This window comes from Gammaproteobacteria bacterium (assembly GCA_013817245.1).
Lineage (GTDB): Bacteria > Pseudomonadota > Gammaproteobacteria > HTCC5015 > HTCC5015 > JACDDA01.
Window position 1 is genome coordinate 103,230 of record JACDDA010000002.1, and the last position, 16,949, is coordinate 120,178.

Here is a 16,949-nt window from a genome sequence, read left to right on the forward strand (position 1 = left end):
AGAGGTTTGTCAGATGAAAAAAGCAGTTAATTGGGTAATCGGCATAAGCCTTATTTTGGCCGTAGTTATTGTTTGCGGTTATTTATTAGCCAAACAAGGCCCAGGCATCGGCCGTTACGGTGAAACGCATCAACAGGTCATTATGTACAGCACCACTAGTTGTGAGCCGTGCATGATTAAACGTCACGAATTAGCGCAAGAAGGCATTCCTTATATTGAATATGCAATGGATCGTGAGCCGGAGCGTCGTGATGAAATGCATGCAAAATTAACCGCAGCAGGTTTTCCGCAACAAACGTACGGCACTCCGATCATGGATGTGCATGGCGTTATGATGCCGAATAATCCTTCTATCGCCACAGTTAAGCGTTATATGCAGGAATAGTCTGCATAAAAGCGGTTTTTTAAAAGCTATTCGCTAGAGCTTTAAGGCCGAAGTTGGGTAGAATCCGCTCCCAATGAGCAAAGTTTGACCAGCTGTTTTTTTACAGCAGGTCGTTCCATCACAGAGTTATTAAGCAATGTCACAAAGTATGGGTCATTACGACGTTATTGTTATTGGCGGCGGACATGCCGGCACCGAAGCTGCGTTAGCCGCGGCGCGTGCGGGTGTGCGGACGTTATTGTTGACCCATAATGTCGAAACCTTAGGTCAAATGAGCTGTAATCCGGCGATTGGTGGCATTGGCAAAGGTCATTTAGTTAAAGAAATTGATGCTTTAGGTGGTGCGATGGCGTACGCGGCCGATTTGGCCGGTATTCAATTTCGGATTTTGAACGCAAGCAAAGGGCCAGCGGTACGCGCTACGCGCTGCCAAGCGGATCGTGCGTTATATAAACAAGCCATTCGTAATCTGCTCGAAAACCAAGTCAATCTGGAAATTTTTCAGCAAGCCGCTGATGATTTGATTGTTGAAGGTGACGCGATCAAAGGTGTGATCACCCAATCGGGATTACGTTTTAGCGCTACAACCGTGGTATTAACGACCGGCACATTTCTAGATGGCCGCATTCATATTGGTTTATCTAATCACAGTGGCGGTCGCGCCGGTGACCCGCCTTCTATTGCGTTAGCCAAACGGCTGCGCGAATTACCGTTTAATGTAGGACGTTTAAAAACCGGTACTCCGCCACGCATTGATAGACGCAGTATTAATTTTGCTGGCTTAGTTGAACAAGCGGGCGACATGCCCACGCCTGTGTTTTCATTTTTAGGTAATGCCGCGCAACATCCGCAACAAATCAGTTGTTACATTACTTATACGAATGCAAAAACGCATGAGATTATTAAAGCAGGTTTAGATGAATCGCCGATGTTCACCGGTGTCATCGAAGGCGTAGGTCCGCGTTATTGCCCGTCGATTGAAGATAAGGTTCATCGCTTTGCGGAAAAAGATCGACATCAAATATTTATTGAACCCGAAGGTTTAAATACCAACGAAATTTATCCGAATGGTATTTCCACTAGTTTGTCATTTGCCACACAAGTTGCGTTTGTGCGTTCTATGCAAGGTTTTGAAAATGCGCATATCACGCGACCAGGTTATGCGATTGAATATGATTATTTTGATCCGCGTGATCTAACGGCATCATTAGAAACTAAATTCATTCGTGGATTATTTTTTGCCGGTCAAATTAATGGCACCACTGGTTATGAAGAAGCCGCTGCGCAGGGTTTGTTAGCCGGCATTAATGCGGCCTTACAAGTTCAAGAAAAATCTGCTTTAACTTTGCGTCGTGATCAAGCGTATCTCGGCGTGTTAGTCGATGATTTAATTACACGCGGCACGACAGAACCTTATCGCATGTTTACTTCGCGTGCGGAACATCGTTTATTGTTGCGCGAAGATAATGCTGATTTACGTTTAACCGAATTAGGTCATCAAGTGGGCTTGGTTAATGAAACGCGTTGGCAAGCGTTTTGTGAAAAACGCGCAGCAATTGAGCGCGAACAAGCGCGTTTAAAAAGCACTTGGGTGCATCCTAATACCGCAGCAGCAGAACAGATTCAAACCATTACCGGCCAGGCATTTGCCCGCGATGTGAATGCACACGATTTATTACGTAGACCCACATTAAGTTATCAACAAATCACCCTGCTTGAAGGTGTGGGCGTTATTGAACCTACAACATCGGCGTATGATCAAGTGGTTGAGCAAGTAGAAATACAAGCAAAATATTCTGGTTATGTAGAACGCCAACATCAAGAAGTAGAAAAAAATCTGGCAAATGAAAACACGCGTTTGCCTTTAAATATAGATTATAAGCAGGTCAAAGGCTTGTCGATGGAAGTGCAACAAAAACTGGTGCAGCATCAGCCGCAAACATTAGGACAAGCATCGCGCATTCCTGGCATGACGCCAGCAGCGATTTCTATTTTGCGTGTACATTTAAAGAAAGGGCAGTTGCCCATTTTAAAAACCGCATAAATATATTTGTGATAAATCGCATCTATAAAAAAGGCCGCAGATAGCGGCCTTTTTTATAGATCAAAAATAAAGCTAAAGGACTAGGTCCACTCGCTTTGTTCCCAGCGCCATTTATTTTCTGCTAAGAATTGACGCATCTTAGTGGGCGGACGACCCAACAGTTGTTCGAGGTCGTTGCTCATTTGTTTGTTATTGCCAGAACGCGTCAGCATGTACACCATCGTCATGAAGAAAATAATGTCCCACTTAACACCGCGACGCAACATGCGCCACCAGAAATGTGGCATTGATGGATTGGTGTAACGAATGGGTTTTTGAAACACTTCGGTCATTTGTTCGGCGACTTGATAAAAATCTAAATTTTCAGGGCCCGTCAGCAAATAAGATTTGTTTTTATGCGGCGCTGGATTTTTCAGAATGTCGAGTACGACTTGTGCAACATCGCGTGAATCGATGAACGTGGTCGTACCGTTTTTAGCGGGTATAAATATTTGACCAAACTGCCACGTATCAACACCGTGAGTGGTAATGCCGCGACACAAGTTTTGCATAAAGAAAGTAGCGCGTAGGAAGGTGTAATCTAAACCGGATGCTTCAATGTGACGTTCTACTTTGTAATGCGGCACGATGGTTTTGGTATCAGAACCTGGAACCGAGACATAGATGATACGTTTTGCGCCGGCTTTAACCGCGGCGTCAATAAAAGGTTTCATCCATGTGTGTACGGTGCGCGGATGAGGTAAGGGAAATAATAAAAATAAAGTTTCAACGTTTTGTAATACGGCATCCCAGGTACTGCGATCGCCGTAATCAAATTTAACAACAGGCTGATGTTCACCGTATTTCTTTTTTAAGCGAGCTGGATTATGTGCCGCAACACGAAAAGGAATATTGTGACTCTCGGTCATCAATCGGTCAGCAACTTGAGCGCCGACATTACCCGTGGGTCCAGTAACAACTAACATGTTATTTCCTCTTTCTGTAGTAGTGCAGGCATTTAACCCGTTAAAGGTTAAAGACCATGACAGGGATCAGGGCGCAATTTTATATGGCTATGGGAATAAATACAGCGAAAAATGCCCTGAATGTATCCATCAAAGCCATTCTTCTCATTGCCAAGGTAATAGACAAAGGGAATAGAGCGGCACAAAATTGCGTTTAGTAACGAATCGCAATATAACAAGCAACGCTTGCTGTTAGCGAATTCAAATTTTACAGGGATATGATAATGATTTTTTTACGTCGTGCGGCGGTCGTGGTAATTGCATTGCTGCTCTTAGTAAGCGGCATTATTTTGTTTTTAGGCCGTACTTCACCGTTAGATACGCATTTTACGATAGAAGTCGTACCCATCATTATTCCTAACGATGCTGTAGCCGTTGAGCGCGGTCGTTATTTAGCCAATGGCGTGGCCGTCTGCGTGGTGTGTCATGGCGGGGATTTTGGCGGACGAGAAATGGTGGATCATCCTATTTACGGATTTATCCACACGCCGAATTTGACCACGGGCGTTGGCGGAGTTGGGCGTTATTACTCTGATGAAGACTGGGTGCGAGCGATTCGCCATGGCGTCAATCCGCAAGGTCGAGGCATCGCGTTTATGCCCACCGATCATTATTGGCACTTAAGTGACGCCGATTTGGGCGCCATCATCGCGTATTTAAAACAATTGCCACCGTTTGATAACGATAAAGCCGGCACGCGTTTGAATATTTTTACGCGTGCGCTGATTAATAGTGGTGCGAAAGGCAATCTGGTACGCGCTTCTTTTATTCCGCACCAAGGCCCTCGGCCTGCAACATCCAACAACCAAGCGGCTTATTTATTACAAATTGGTGGCTGTGATTTTTGTCATGGCGCAGATTTGCGCGGCGGCCAAGGCCCCGAACCTGGCGCGCCACCGGCGCCATCATTAGCAAATGATGGTCCCTTAGCCGATTGGGTGGTAGAAGATTTTGTGCGCGTGATGCGCACCGGCCAAACGCCCGATGGCCGCGTGATTGTGCCGGCGTATATGCCGTGGGTGGGTTATATGCACATGTCAGATGCAGATTTAGTTTTGATTTGGGATTATTTGCGCCAGCTTCCACCTACGTCGTGATGTTAAGTTGACCGAATATTAAATCTCGCCATAATGCGGGCCAGCCCAATGGCGAATTTCTTGTTTCATAACCTGTGCGTGAACTCATGCCTATCATTCAGATAAAAGCTTTACCTTTTGCTCAAAAACCCAACATGACGAATGTTTTGGAACAATTAACCACCGATTTTGAAACATCATTAGGCATTGGTCGCGAACAAATTAATATTGTGTGGCAATGGATAGAGCCTAATCACTATGCGGCAAAAGGCGTGGTAGCCGCGCAACAAGCTCACGATTCACATCCTTTACTGGTTGAAATCATTGCGCCCGATTTCAGTAAAAAAACTAAAATCGCACAAATGTTGATTTGTGTAGTGAATAGCTTGGCTGCGTCGACGGGTTTGCCGCGTGAAAATGTTTATGCAATGTTTCGTGAAATTCATACGGGTTGCAGTTATCACCGTGGTGAAATTGTTAAGTGGTAAATTCTGGCATGCCATCTGCACTCACTCCGTGGCAACAAACGCGATTTGCTTTAGCGCAAGCCGGCCAATTTTTTAAAAATTATTGGGGCGCATTATTGTGGCTAAGCGCGCCTATTATTTTATTAGATAAAATTTCTTTATATATTATTTCGCGGTATTACACGATTGAACAATCCACCGTTGCTATTATTGTAATAACCTCGTTGTGGATGGCGTGGTTAGCCGGCGCACAAATTTTATTTATTCGTGATATTGCTATGGGTACACCTAAACCCTATAGCCATTATTGGCGTGCGGCTGCGGCTATTTGGGCGCGTTTATTTTTCTTGCGGCTGCTTTGCGGTTTGTTAATTGGTTTAGGTTTTGTGTTATTGATCGTTCCCGGCATTATTGTTGGCGTGCGTTTGGTTTATGCGGAATTTATTTTGGTTTTAGAAGACCGCATGATTAATGATTCCATTCAACAAAGTTGGCATCGTAGTCAGTTGCAATTTGCGGCATTGTTGTTTGGTTTATTAGTTCTTTATGGTGTGTTGATTTCATTGGCAGTATCGGCAAGCTATTTTACAGCGGCTGCGGAAACCATGAATGTGTTGTCTTTAGCTGCCGATGCAGTGGTAGATTTTCTCACCGTCATACCGATGATTTTTTTATATCGTTTATTTTCACAAGCAGCTATCCCATCGTCACAAGATGCCAATGGTAATTCTAATGGCAGCGCGTCATGAATGTGTTTTCTTTTTTATTCGTTTTGTTCTAGTTAAACGTGCCTGTTACTGCGATTAATAATGGTTTGCGCGCCATGTCGCTTGAGGCATCGTTGTCGCAAGTGGAACAATTAGCGCAGTATTTAAAATTATTATTAAAGTGGAATCGGCATTACAACTTAATTGCGGATACGGACAGTGAATCTGCGGTTGTTGTACATATTCTCGATAGCGTAAGTATTTTGTCATTGCTACACGGCGAGCGCATCGTTGATGTTGGCACTGGCGCCGGTTTGCCGGGTATTCCCTTAGCCATTTTGTGTCCGCAATGGCGGTTTACGTTGGTGGATAGCAACGGTAAAAAAATCCGTTTTATCCAACAAGTCATCATTGAGCTCGGTTTAAAGAATGTTGAAGCGATCCAAAGCCGCATTGAAGAGTACCGTCCGCCTCAGCCCTTTGATACAGTGACGGCTCGCGCCTTGGCGAGCGTGAGTGAGATTTTGCGCCAAGCTGGCCATTTATCTGCGCCGCAGGGTCGATGCTTGTTGATGAAGGGCAAATTGCCCACGCCAGAATTAGCGGATTTACCCGCTTCTTGGCAGCTGATAGCGACGCATTCGTTGACCGTGCCGGGCTTACAAGCCGAGCGCCATGTCATTGATTTACGAAAGGCTTTGGATTAAATACGAATAACTTGGATAGCATTCTGGCAACACCATGAAAACAATCGCAGTCACTAATCAAAAAGGTGGTGTGGGTAAAACCACCACCAGCGTTAATTTAGCCGCGTCGCTTGCGACCACGCGCCGCAAAGTGTTGTTGATTGATATTGATCCGCAAGGCAATGCGACCATGGCGTGTGGCGTGGATAAAAATGCCGTGCCGGCGACCATCTGTGAAGTGTTATTGGGTGAGTCATCGTTAAGCGATGCGCGTTGTACCTTAAGCGAATACGGTTTTGATTTAATCGCGTCGAATAGTGATCTGACCGCTGCCGAAGTTGATTTGATGCAAGTGACGCAACGCGAACAGCGCTTGCGCCAAGCGTTAGATACCGTGCGTGATCAGTATGAATACGTGATTATCGACTGTCCGCCCTCATTAAATATGCTGACTTTGAACGCATTAGTCGCCGCGAACAGCGTTTTAATCCCCATGCAGTGCGAATATTTTGCGTTGGAAGGTCTAACCGCGTTGTTACAAACCGTAGAAAAAGTAAAAGCCACGGTGAATCCGGAATTACATATAGAAGGTTTGTTGCGCACTATGTTCGATCCGCGTAATAATTTAGCGCAAGACGTTTCCGAGCAACTTAAAATTCATTTTCAAGACCGTTTATATCGCACGATTATCCCGCGCAATGTGCGGCTGGCCGAAGCGCCTAGCCACGGAATCCCGGTCATTCAATATGACAAAACCTCACGCGGGGCTTTGGCCTACTTGGCTTTGGCCGGTGAAATTTTACGTCGTGATGCGAAGTTACGACATGATCAAGAATTAAGCGTTTAACGGAGAAGATGAGCCATGGCCATTAAAAGACGAGGATTGGGGCGCGGTTTAGATGCTTTGTTGGGCGATGCTAAAGCTGAAATTGCAGCCGAAATTGCGCCTATCAGCGCCGAAAAAGACGCGGAAAGGTTGCGTCGTTTACCTATAGAACAAATTCAACGCGGTGTTTATCAGCCCCGTGTGCATTTTGACCCCGATGCTTTAGCTGACTTAGCGAGCTCTATCAAAGCCCAAGGCATATTGCAGCCTATTGTGGTGCGGCCGGTAGGTGCGGGCTATGAATTAATTGCGGGTGAGCGCCGTTGGCGCGCCGCGCAATTGGCCGGGTTGCATGAAATTCCAGCAATCGTGCGCGATTTGCCCGAAGCGGCGGTTGCGGCAGTTGCGTTGATCGAAAATATTCAGCGCGAAGATTTAAATGCCTTGGAAGAAGCCAATGCTTTTCAGCGTTTAATCGCCGAATTTGAGTTAACCCATCAAGAAGTTGCCGATGCCGTTGGGCGTTCTCGCGCCGCTGTGTCTAATTTGCTGCGTTTATTAGAATTAGCACCCGAAATTAAAACTTTTATTGACGAAGGTAAATTGGACATGGGCCATGGCCGAGCTTTGTTGGCTTTATCGATGCCAGATCAATTACGAGTGGCTAAAGAAGCGGTGGCTAAACAGTTATCGGTACGAGAAGTAGAGCGCATGGTAAAACAAGGCACACTGATCAAGACTGCTAAAACCGCGCCTAAACAAGATCCCAATATTGCGCGTCTTGAACGCGATTTAGCCGATAAGTTAGGTGCGAGCGTGGAAATTCAGTATGCCGGTAAAGGCAAGGGCAAATTAGTCATCGCTTTTCGTAGCAATGATGAGCTTGATGGCATCTTGAAGCATATTCGTTAACTAGCGCTGCTTTAATAGCGTGCAAAAGCCAATTAATTGCAATGCTGCGTTGACCCATTTTCGCCCAGCTCTGTATAATGCGCCGCCTTCACTAGCGCCGGCTCGGCAGGTTTTTGCGGTACGGCTTGTGGTAATGACCACACCCAGCGAGGCGATTGCGAATGACAGCGGGTACTAAAACAGCGTTGATTATTATCGCCACGCAGTTAGTATTAACGCTTCTTATTAGTGCGTTATTGTTCGGTCTGTACGATCTGGCCACCGCGGTGGCGGGTTTGGCAGGTGGCGCAATTAGCATGATTACCACGGCATTTTTGAGCGCTAAATTATTTTTAAGGCGCGCTGATTTTGCGGCCGATCGGTTTTTGCGACGGTTGTTTGCGGCGGAAATTCAGAAAATCGCGCTGACCGTCATACTTTTATACATAGGCATTGTTTGGCTGCGTTTAGCGCCGATGCCGTTGATAGTGACATTCATGGTAAGTTTGATGGCCTATTGGCTGGCACTGCCATTTTTAAGAACCGAGCGTTATTTAACAGGTGATCGAAACCCATGAGTGCTGACGTTACCACCGCACCCACAGCCACAGATTATATCGTCCATCACTTGACGCATTGGACCGTGGGCGAAGGATTTTGGTCGTTTCACGTCGACACCATTATTTATTCTTTAGTATTGGCAGTTTTGTTCGCAGGTACTTTTTGGTTAGTTGCGCGTAAAGCCACTGCCGGCGTTCCTGGTAATTGGCAAAATTTTGTTGAATTGATGGTTGAGTTCGTTGATGGCCAAGTAAAAGATTCTTTTCATGGCAAAAGCGCCATGATCGCGCCTTTAGCCTTAACGATTTTTTGCTGGGTGTTTTTGTGGAATTTCATGGATTTATTCCCCGTCGATTTATTGCCTTTTATTTTTAGTGAAGTGTTTCATGTGCACTATATGCGCGTCGTGCCGTCAGCCGACGTGAACGCAACATTGGGTTTAAGTTTGACGGTCTTGTTGTTGATCGTTTTCTACAGCTTGAAAATTAAAGGCGTAGTGGGCTATAGCAAAGAACTTATGTTTCATCCGTTTGGCAGCAATCCCCTTATCGTCCCGTTTAATTTGGCGATGCAAGCAGTTGAGCTAATTGCCAAACCTATTTCGCTAGCTTTGCGTTTGTTTGGTAATTTGTATGCGGGCGAAATCATTTTTATTTTGATCGCGTTATTTACCTTAGGTTTGGGTAACAACATTCAAGATATGTTTACTACTGTAGCTGGTGTGGGCGGTTTGATAACGCAAACTATTTTAGGTTTGGCCTGGGCCATTTTTCATATTCTCGTCATCACCTTGCAAGCATTCGTCTTTATGGTGTTAACCATTGTGTATTTAAGCATGGCGCATGAAGATCACTAGTAGAGTGTGAAATAGAATTTATTTGTAAAACGTAGTTTATTTATTATTTAGATTTAACTTTTTTGGAGGCTCCATGGAATTAGCAAGCTTGATCGCAAACGTACAAGGTCTAACAGCAATTGCTGTTGGTATTATTTTAGCTTCAGCTGCAGCAGGTACCGCAATTGGTTTCGGCTTGTTAGGTGGTCGCTTTTTAGAAGGCGCAGCACGTCAGCCTGAAATGATTCCTACTTTGCAAGTTAAAATGTTCATCGTCGCAGGTTTATTAGACGCGGTTTCAATGATCAGCATTGGTTTCGCAGCATTGTTAATGTTTGCTAACCCATTCATTGCTGCTGTTAAAGCGGCGGCAGGCGTTTAATTTACGTCAGTTTATCGAATCGCTTAAAGACGCATAGAGAGCAAAGCCGTGAATATTAATGCAACGCTACTAGTGCAAATGATCGTGTTCTTGTTATTGGTCATTTTCATGATGAAGTTTGTTTGGCCCGTTATCATTCAAGCGCTGGACGAACGCCGCAAAAAAATTGTGGACGGTTTGGCCGCTGCTGAAAAAGGCGCGCATGAAAAAGAATTGGCTGAACAACGCGCTAAAGACTTGTTGAAAGAAGCGAAAACGCAGGCGGCAGAAATTATTGCGCGCGCGCAAAAGCAAGGTGGTGATTTGGTTGAAGAAGCCAAAGAAACTGCTCGTACCGAAGGTGATCGCATTAAGACCGCGGCGCAAGCGGATATTCAACAAGAAGTGAATCGTGCAAAAGAAACCTTGCGCCAACAAGTAACCGTGATCGCTATTGCCGGTGCGGAACGTATTTTGAAGCGTGAAGTCGATGCCGCGAAACATAAAGATGTGCTCGACGATTTGGTCGGACAAGTATAAGCGCCGACATTAACCAGCCCAGCAAATTAGCGTAGCGACGAGAGACATCATGGCAAGTTACACCACAATAGCGCGGCCTTATGCGAAAGCCATATTTGAGTTGGCGCAAGCGGGTAAAGCGTATGCTGCTTGGTCGGAAGCGCTAGCCTTACTCGCACAAGTAGTGAGTGATGAACGCGTTAAAGTGATGTTGAAAAACCCGAATGCTGCACGCGCACAACGTGCCGAAATATTGTTAGCGATTATTGAAGGTAATGTTAATAAAAGCATTGTTACGCAAGTTAACAACACCTTGAGTTTGTTGGCAGAAAATGGCCGTTTATTGGTTTTGCCTGCGATTGCCGAATCTTATGAAGCCTTACGTGCCGAAGCGGAAAGCAGCATTACGGCGATAGTGATTGCCGCGCAGCCGGTGGAAAGCCAGCAGTTAACTGCAATTGCCGATGCATTAGGTAAACGTTTAAGCAAGAAAGTAACGATTGAACAAGAAATAGACCCTTCCTTAATTGGAGGTGCCATTATCAAAGCCGGTGATTGGGTGATTGATGGCTCCGTGAAGGGACAATTAACCAAGCTCGCGCAAACGTTAATTCGTTAAGCGTAAGTTTAAAAATAGTTTAGTAACGAGGATATTCGCGCATGCAACTCAACCCTTCTGAAATCAGTGAGCTGATTAAAAAACGGATCGAGAACTTCGATGTAAAAGCTGAAGCTCGCACAGAGGGCACGATCGTAAGTTTAGCGGACGGCGTGATTCGAATTCATGGTTTGGCTGATGTAATGTACGGCGAAATGTTGGAACTGCCGGGCAACACATTTGCGTTGGCGTTGAACTTAGAGCGTGACTCAGTCGGCGCGGTAGTATTAGGTCAATATGGACATTTAACCGAAGGCGCAGCCGTTAAATGTACCGGCCGTATTTTAGAAGTACCAACGGGTCGTAGTTTGTTAGGTCGTGTAGTGAATGCATTGGGCGAACCTATTGACGGCAAAGGCCCGCTTAAAGATCCTATTTATACTGCGATTGAAAGAATTGCGCCGGGCGTTATCGAGCGTCAATCAGTATCACAACCCGTGCAAACTGGTTTGAAGTCTATTGATGCGATGGTGCCAATCGGTCGCGGTCAACGCGAATTAATTATTGGTGATCGCCAAACCGGCAAAACCGCGGTTGCGATTGATACCATCATTAATCAAAAATCTACCGGCGTTAAATGTATTTATGTTGCAACCGGTCAAAAGCAATCATCGATTGCTGCAACGGTGCGGAAATTAGAAGAACATGGCGCGATGGCGCATACCATTGTAGTTGCTGCATCCGCATCTGAATCTGCGGTTATGCAATACATCTCACCTTATTCCGGTTGTGCAATGGGCGAGTTTTTCCGTGATATCGGCGAAGACGCGTTAATTGTTTACGATGATTTATCAAAACAAGCCGTTGCTTATCGTCAAATTTCATTATTGCTACGTCGTCCACCGGGTCGTGAAGCGTATCCAGGCGATGTATTCTATTTGCATTCACGTTTGTTAGAACGCGCTTCGCGTATCAATGCCGCAGAAGTTGAACGTTTAACCGGTGGCAAAGTAAAAGGTCAAACCGGCTCATTAACCGCATTACCTATTATTGAAACGCAAGCAGGTGACGTGTCCGCATTCGTTCCCACTAACGTGATTTCAATTACTGACGGCCAGATCTTTTTAGAAACCAATTTATTTAACTCTGGTTTCCGTCCCGCTATTAACGCAGGTTTATCAGTATCACGCGTCGGCGGTGCTGCGCAAACCAAAATTATTAAAAAATTAGGCGGTGGTGTGCGTTTGGCATTAGCGCAATATCGTGAATTGGCTGCATTCTCACAATTCGCATCGGATCTTGATGAGTTTACGCGCAAGCAATTAGATCGCGGTCAACGCGTAATGGAATTGATGAAACAAAAACAATATGCGCCTTTATCTATTGCTGATATGGCTATTTCATTGTTTGCTGCGAACGAAGGTTTCTTAGACGACATCGAAGTGAAAAAAGTTGGCGCTTTTGAAAGCGCATTGCACAGTTATTTCCAAGCAAATGCTGCAGCATTGCGTACCAAGATAAATGATTCAGGCGATCTTAATGCGGAGATTGAAGGCGCATTGAAAAAGTTACTGACTGAATTTAAAGCCAATGGCGTTTACTAAAGTCCACGGAACTCGAGTGATTTAACGAATGGCAGCTGGTAAAGAAATTCGCGCAAAGATTGGCAGCGTAAAAAACACGCAGAAAATCACTAAAGCGATGGAGATGGTTGCGGCAAGCAAAATGCGCCGTGCGCAAGAACGTATGCAAGCGTCGCGTCCTTATGCACAAAAAATTCGTAATATTATTGGCCACATTGCGCATGCCACTCCGGAATATCGCCATCCCTATATGGAAGTGCGCAAAACCGTAAAAGCCGTTGGCTATATTGTTGTTTCTTCTGATAAAGGTTTGTGTGGCGGTTTAAACGTCAACGTCTTTAAAGCCCTTATTCAAGACATTAAAAAATGGCGCGACCAAGACGTTAACATTCAATTGTCTTTGGTTGGCCGCAAAGCCAATGCTTTTTTCCGTCGCGTCGGCGGCAAGGTTGTTTCTAGTGTTAGTGATTTAGGTGACGCGCCACGCTTGGAAGATGTAGTTGGCTCGGTAAAAGTTATGTTAGATGCTTATAAAAGCGGTGAAATTGATCGTTTGTTTATTGTGAATAGTCGTTTTATTAATACGATGACGCAGCGCCCCGAAGTAATGCAGTTATTGCCGTTGGCGTCTGATAACGAAGAAAAAGAATTGCAATATCACTGGGATTATATTTATGAACCTGATGCGCAAACAGTGCTCGAAGGTTTGTTAACCCGTTATATAGAATCACAAACCTATCAAGGCGTAGTAGAAAGCGTGGCGTCTGAAATGGCAGCACGCATGGTCGCTATGAAAAGCGCGAGTGATAATGCCGGTACACTTATTAAAGAATTGCAATTGATGTACAACAAACAGCGTCAAGCAGCGATTACCCAAGAGCTGTCAGAAATTGTGGCAGGCGCGGCAGCCGTTTAAATTAGGTTAAGTTAAACCACACCTTATTAATAATGCACGTGTGATGCGTGCAGAAGAAACAGATTAAATTTACTGGTAGAGGAATCAAGAAATGAATACCGGAACAGTTGTACAAATCATTGGCGCGGTGGTGGATGTTGAATTCCCTCGTAATGCAGTGCCTAAAATTTATGATGCATTAAAACTAGAAGAAAGTGGTTTGACTTTAGAAGTACAAGGTCAATTAGGCGATGGCGTAGTGCGCACTATTGCCATGGGTACTTCTGATGGTTTGCAGCGTGGATTAAAAGTTAAAAATACAGGCGCGCCGATTTCTGTGCCAGTAGGCAAAGGTACTTTAGGCCGCATCATGAATGTCTTGGGCGAGCCGATTGATCATGCCGGCCCAGTAGAAGCAAATGAGCATTGGGCGATTCATCGTAAAGCACCGAGCTACGATGAACAATCAGGCGCAACTGAAGTATTAGAAACTGGTATTAAAGTAATCGATTTATTATGCCCGTTTGCAAAAGGCGGCAAGGTTGGTTTGCTCGGCGGTGCTGGCGTAGGCAAAACCGTTAATATGATGGAATTAATTCGTAACATCGCGATTGAACACAGTGGTTATTCAGTGTTTGCGGGTGTTGGCGAACGTACTCGTGAAGGTAATGACTTCTATCACGAAATGAAAGATTCAAATGTACTCGACAAAGTAGCGCTCGTGTATGGTCAGATGAATGAACCGCCGGGCAATCGTTTGCGCGTCGCATTAACCGGTTTAACGATGGCGGAATTTTTCCGTGATGAAGGCCGTGACGTATTATTATTTATCGATAATATTTATCGTTACACCTTGGCAGGTACCGAAGTATCGGCATTGTTAGGTCGTATGCCTTCTGCTGTAGGTTATCAACCTACCCTCGCTGAAGAAATGGGCGTATTGCAAGAACGCATCACCTCGACCAAAAAAGGTTCTATTACTTCTATTCAAGCGGTTTATGTTCCCGCCGACGATTTGACCGATCCATCACCTGCAACGACTTTTGCGCACTTAGACGCAACCGTTGTATTGTCGCGTCAAATTGCTGAGTTGGGTATTTATCCGGCGGTAGATCCATTGGATTCTACGAGCCGCCAATTAGATCCTTTAATTGTTGGTGAAGAGCATTATCGTACGGCGCGTGATGTGCAAAATGTATTACAACGTTACAAAGAATTACGCGACATTATCGCTATTTTAGGTATGGATGAATTGTCGGAAGACGACAAACGTGCGGTTGCACGCGCCCGTAAAATTCAACGCTTCTTCTCACAACCGTTTTTCGTTGCGGAAGTATTCACCGGCAGCCCTGGCAAATACGTTGCACTGAAAGATACCATTCGCAGCTTCCGTGCCTTGGTTGATGGCGAATACGATCATTTACCGGAACAAGCCTTTTATATGGTTGGCGGTATTGATGAAGTGATTGAAAAAGCCAAACAAATGTAATGTGCAAAGGCTTGCTTGAGGCAAGCCTTGCAACATATAAAACATTCAGCAAAAGGTTCACAAAGTAATATGGCAAGCACATTTCATGTTGATATCGTAAGCGCAGAACAAGCCGTATTTTCTGGCGTGGTGGAAATGTTAGTTGCGCCTGCGATCAACGGTGAGTTGGGCATTATGCCGCGCCATAATCAGTTAATTGCGCAGCTCAAGCCGGGCGAAATTCGGCTTACCTTGCCTAATCAAACTGAAATTCAGTCTATCTATGTTTCGGGTGGCGTATTAGAAGTGCAGCCACATGTGGTCACAGTATTGTCCGATACGGCCGTGCGTGCGCATGATTTGGACGAAGCCGCCGCGAGCGAAGCAAAACGTCACGCGGAAGATGCGTTGAATAATAACAATGCGGATATTGATTATGCGAAAGCGCGCGCCGAATTGGCTGAAGCGGTAGCGCAATTGGATTTAATCAAGAAATTTCGCGGCAAATAAAAACGTCATCAAGATATCCCCTGCTCTTACGCCTCTGCTTGGCGGAATTCCCTGTTAGAATCGACTCGCGTAAAATTGATATATTAAATTTACAAAGAACCTGCTGACGACATAAGCTGGTCGTTAATCAGATGAGGATATTCATGTGAGTTTAGCCGTCGTAATTCTAGCTGCTGGCAAGGGCACGCGCATGCGTTCCCAGCAACCCAAAGTATTGCATAAACTGGCGGGTCAGCCATTATTGCGTCATGTGTTGACTACCGCGCAATTATTAAATCCTGAAAAAATCATTATTGTTATTGGTCATGGTGCTCCGCAGATTCGCGCAGCTTTTGCTGATGAGCCTAACATTCAATGGGTAGAACAAACTCAACAATTAGGTACTGGCCACGCGGTGCAACAAGCGTTGCCGTTTATTTACGAGAGTCAAAAAACTTTAGTGTTATACGGCGACGTACCTCTGACGAATGTTGAAACCCTAAAAGCCTTAGTCGCAGATTGTAGTGAAAAACATCTGGCCTTATTAACCGCGGTTTTAGATGATGCAACCGGTTATGGCCGCATCGTCCGAGATGCACAAAATCAAGTGCAACGTATTGTCGAACAAAAAGATGCGAGTGCCGCTGAATTAGAAATACGCGAAATTAACACGGGTATATTAGTAGCGGCATCTACTTTATTAAAGCAACAACTCCCTTTATTAAAAAACAATAACGCGCAAGGCGAATATTATTTAACCGATTTAATTGCTGCAGCCGTTGTGCAAAATGTTGATATTAAAACCACCTTTGCTAAACGCCCACAAGAAATTACCGGCGTAAATTCGCGCAGTCAATTGGCGGCTTTAGAGCGCGTGCATCAGCGCGAATTAGCAGAAGCTTTAATGGACGCGGGCGTGACTTTGGCAGATCCTAATCGCATCGATATTCGCGGCGCATTAAGCAGTGGTGAAGATAGTTTTATTGATGTTGATGTAGTGATTGAAGGTAACGTCACGTTAGGACGAAATGTTCGCATAGGGCCTTTTGTGCATCTTATTAATTGCAGTATTGCGGACAATAGCGAAATAAAATCGCACAGCGTAATCGAATCTGCCGTGATTAGTGAGCATTGTACGGTCGGACCTTTCGCGCGCCTGCGGCCAGGCACACGCTTAGCGGATCATGCAAAAATTGGAAATTTTGTTGAAACCAAACAAGCCAATATTGGCGAGCATTCTAAAATTAATCATTTAAGTTATGTCGGCGATGCGTTGGTAGGGCGTGATGTGAATATCGGTGCAGGCACGATTACGTGCAATTACGATGGCGCAAATAAACATCAAACCATTATTGAAGATGGGGTTTTTGTTGGCTCGGATACGCAACTCATTGCACCCGTAAAAATTGGCCGCAATAGCACGATAGGTGCAGGTTCAACGATCAATAAAGATACAGCAGAAAATAGTTTAACGTTATCTCGCGTCAAGCAACGTAGTATTGATGATTGGCAGCGTCCTCAAAAAAAACCTGACACAAACAAAAGCGATTAATT

At 45.0% G+C, this 16,949-nt stretch carries 19 protein-coding genes; 18 read left to right on the top strand and 1 reads right to left on the bottom strand.

The genetic code is table 11. The annotated features are described in order from the left end of the window. The first annotated feature begins 13 nt into the window (after window positions 1-13). A complete protein-coding gene (locus tag H0W44_03285) occupies window positions 14-385 on the top strand; it encodes a hypothetical protein (protein MBA3581459.1) in 372 nt (123 codons plus the stop codon). 136 nt (window positions 386-521) lie between these two features. Next, the gene (gene mnmG, locus H0W44_03290) at window positions 522-2,429 is read left to right on the top strand and encodes a tRNA uridine-5-carboxymethylaminomethyl(34) synthesis enzyme MnmG (protein MBA3581460.1); all 1,908 of its coding nucleotides are present in this window, start codon (window positions 522-524) and stop codon (window positions 2,427-2,429) included. Between the two features lie 80 nt (window positions 2,430-2,509). On the opposite strand, the gene H0W44_03295 is transcribed toward mnmG, so the two are convergent. Then, window positions 2,510-3,394, bottom strand: coding sequence for an SDR family oxidoreductase (locus tag H0W44_03295; protein MBA3581461.1), 885 nt, complete (start codon window positions 3,392-3,394; stop codon window positions 2,510-2,512). 263 nt (window positions 3,395-3,657) lie between these two features. Between H0W44_03295 and H0W44_03300 the strand changes: the two genes are divergently transcribed. The 16 genes from H0W44_03300 (at window position 3,658) to glmU (ending at window position 16,947) form a co-directional block, all read left to right on the top strand. Next, window positions 3,658-4,530, top strand: coding sequence for a cytochrome c (locus H0W44_03300; protein MBA3581462.1), 873 nt, complete (start codon window positions 3,658-3,660; stop codon window positions 4,528-4,530). 86 nt (window positions 4,531-4,616) lie between these two features. Further along, window positions 4,617-4,997, top strand: coding sequence for a hypothetical protein (locus H0W44_03305; protein MBA3581463.1), 381 nt, complete (start codon window positions 4,617-4,619; stop codon window positions 4,995-4,997). Window positions 4,998-5,005: 8 nt separating this feature from the next. Continuing rightward, the gene (locus H0W44_03310) at window positions 5,006-5,725 is read left to right on the top strand and encodes a hypothetical protein (GenBank protein MBA3581464.1); all 720 of its coding nucleotides are present in this window, start codon (window positions 5,006-5,008) and stop codon (window positions 5,723-5,725) included. Window positions 5,726-5,799: 74 nt separating this feature from the next. Next, window positions 5,800-6,390, top strand: coding sequence for a 16S rRNA (guanine(527)-N(7))-methyltransferase RsmG (rsmG, locus tag H0W44_03315; protein MBA3581465.1), 591 nt, complete (start codon window positions 5,800-5,802; stop codon window positions 6,388-6,390). Window positions 6,391-6,424: 34 nt separating this feature from the next. Further along, window positions 6,425-7,216 (top strand): ParA family protein, encoded by a 792-nt coding sequence (locus tag H0W44_03320; protein MBA3581466.1) that lies wholly within the window; start codon window positions 6,425-6,427, stop codon window positions 7,214-7,216. A gap of 21 nt (window positions 7,217-7,237) precedes the next feature. Next, window positions 7,238-8,107: a ParB/RepB/Spo0J family partition protein gene (locus H0W44_03325; GenBank protein ID MBA3581467.1), complete on the top strand. Its 870-nt coding sequence runs from the start codon at window positions 7,238-7,240 to the stop codon at window positions 8,105-8,107. Window positions 8,108-8,268: 161 nt separating this feature from the next. Continuing rightward, entirely contained in the window at window positions 8,269-8,664 is a 396-nt protein-coding gene (locus tag H0W44_03330; protein ID MBA3581468.1) for an ATP synthase subunit I, read from the top strand. After that, window positions 8,661-9,503: a F0F1 ATP synthase subunit A gene (atpB, locus tag H0W44_03335; GenBank protein ID MBA3581469.1), complete on the top strand. Its 843-nt coding sequence runs from the start codon at window positions 8,661-8,663 to the stop codon at window positions 9,501-9,503. Before H0W44_03330 ends, atpB begins: the two co-directional genes overlap by 4 nt. Before the next feature lie 73 nt (window positions 9,504-9,576). Continuing rightward, on the top strand, window positions 9,577-9,864 hold the full coding sequence (gene atpE, locus H0W44_03340; GenBank protein ID MBA3581470.1) for a F0F1 ATP synthase subunit C: 288 nt from the start codon (window positions 9,577-9,579) through the stop codon (window positions 9,862-9,864). A gap of 48 nt (window positions 9,865-9,912) precedes the next feature. Continuing rightward, window positions 9,913-10,383 (top strand): F0F1 ATP synthase subunit B, encoded by a 471-nt coding sequence (locus H0W44_03345; GenBank protein ID MBA3581471.1) that lies wholly within the window; start codon window positions 9,913-9,915, stop codon window positions 10,381-10,383. A 49-nt stretch (window positions 10,384-10,432) separates the two neighbouring features. Continuing rightward, entirely contained in the window at window positions 10,433-10,981 is a 549-nt protein-coding gene (locus tag H0W44_03350; protein ID MBA3581472.1) for a F0F1 ATP synthase subunit delta, read from the top strand. A gap of 41 nt (window positions 10,982-11,022) precedes the next feature. Then, a complete protein-coding gene (locus H0W44_03355) occupies window positions 11,023-12,564 on the top strand; it encodes a F0F1 ATP synthase subunit alpha (GenBank protein MBA3581473.1) in 1,542 nt (513 codons plus the stop codon). A 28-nt stretch (window positions 12,565-12,592) separates the two neighbouring features. After that, window positions 12,593-13,459, top strand: a complete 867-nt coding sequence (atpG, locus tag H0W44_03360) for a F0F1 ATP synthase subunit gamma (GenBank protein ID MBA3581474.1) — start codon at window positions 12,593-12,595, stop codon at window positions 13,457-13,459. 91 nt (window positions 13,460-13,550) lie between these two features. Further along, entirely contained in the window at window positions 13,551-14,927 is a 1,377-nt protein-coding gene (gene atpD / locus H0W44_03365; protein ID MBA3581475.1) for a F0F1 ATP synthase subunit beta, read from the top strand. A gap of 69 nt (window positions 14,928-14,996) precedes the next feature. Continuing rightward, window positions 14,997-15,416, top strand: a complete 420-nt coding sequence (locus H0W44_03370) for a F0F1 ATP synthase subunit epsilon (GenBank protein MBA3581476.1) — start codon at window positions 14,997-14,999, stop codon at window positions 15,414-15,416. A 145-nt stretch (window positions 15,417-15,561) separates the two neighbouring features. Continuing rightward, a complete protein-coding gene (gene glmU, locus H0W44_03375; GenBank protein ID MBA3581477.1) occupies window positions 15,562-16,947 on the top strand; it encodes a bifunctional UDP-N-acetylglucosamine diphosphorylase/glucosamine-1-phosphate N-acetyltransferase GlmU in 1,386 nt (461 codons plus the stop codon). Window positions 16,948-16,949: the final 2 nt, after the last annotated feature.

What these genes read in the sequence shown, in the direction of transcription:
- H0W44_03285 (MBA3581459.1), top strand. Translation starts at nt 14, where the DNA reads ATGAAAAAAGCAGTTAATTGGGTAATCGGCATAAGCCTTATTTTGGCC.
- mnmG (MBA3581460.1), top strand. Translation starts at nt 522, where the DNA reads ATGTCACAAAGTATGGGTCATTACGACGTTATTGTTATTGGCGGCGGA.
- H0W44_03295 (MBA3581461.1), bottom strand. Translation starts at nt 3,394, where the DNA reads ATGTTAGTTGTTACTGGACCCACGGGTAATGTCGGCGCTCAAGTTGCT.
- H0W44_03300 (MBA3581462.1), top strand. Translation starts at nt 3,658, where the DNA reads ATGATTTTTTTACGTCGTGCGGCGGTCGTGGTAATTGCATTGCTGCTC.
- H0W44_03305 (MBA3581463.1), top strand. Translation starts at nt 4,617, where the DNA reads ATGCCTATCATTCAGATAAAAGCTTTACCTTTTGCTCAAAAACCCAAC.
- H0W44_03310 (MBA3581464.1), top strand. Translation starts at nt 5,006, where the DNA reads ATGCCATCTGCACTCACTCCGTGGCAACAAACGCGATTTGCTTTAGCG.
- rsmG (MBA3581465.1), top strand. Translation starts at nt 5,800, where the DNA reads ATGTCGCTTGAGGCATCGTTGTCGCAAGTGGAACAATTAGCGCAGTAT.
- H0W44_03320 (MBA3581466.1), top strand. Translation starts at nt 6,425, where the DNA reads ATGAAAACAATCGCAGTCACTAATCAAAAAGGTGGTGTGGGTAAAACC.
- H0W44_03330 (MBA3581468.1), top strand. Translation starts at nt 8,269, where the DNA reads ATGACAGCGGGTACTAAAACAGCGTTGATTATTATCGCCACGCAGTTA.
- atpB (MBA3581469.1), top strand. Translation starts at nt 8,661, where the DNA reads ATGAGTGCTGACGTTACCACCGCACCCACAGCCACAGATTATATCGTC.
- atpE (MBA3581470.1), top strand. Translation starts at nt 9,577, where the DNA reads ATGGAATTAGCAAGCTTGATCGCAAACGTACAAGGTCTAACAGCAATT.
- H0W44_03350 (MBA3581472.1), top strand. Translation starts at nt 10,433, where the DNA reads ATGGCAAGTTACACCACAATAGCGCGGCCTTATGCGAAAGCCATATTT.
- H0W44_03355 (MBA3581473.1), top strand. Translation starts at nt 11,023, where the DNA reads ATGCAACTCAACCCTTCTGAAATCAGTGAGCTGATTAAAAAACGGATC.
- atpG (MBA3581474.1), top strand. Translation starts at nt 12,593, where the DNA reads ATGGCAGCTGGTAAAGAAATTCGCGCAAAGATTGGCAGCGTAAAAAAC.
- atpD (MBA3581475.1), top strand. Translation starts at nt 13,551, where the DNA reads ATGAATACCGGAACAGTTGTACAAATCATTGGCGCGGTGGTGGATGTT.
- H0W44_03370 (MBA3581476.1), top strand. Translation starts at nt 14,997, where the DNA reads ATGGCAAGCACATTTCATGTTGATATCGTAAGCGCAGAACAAGCCGTA.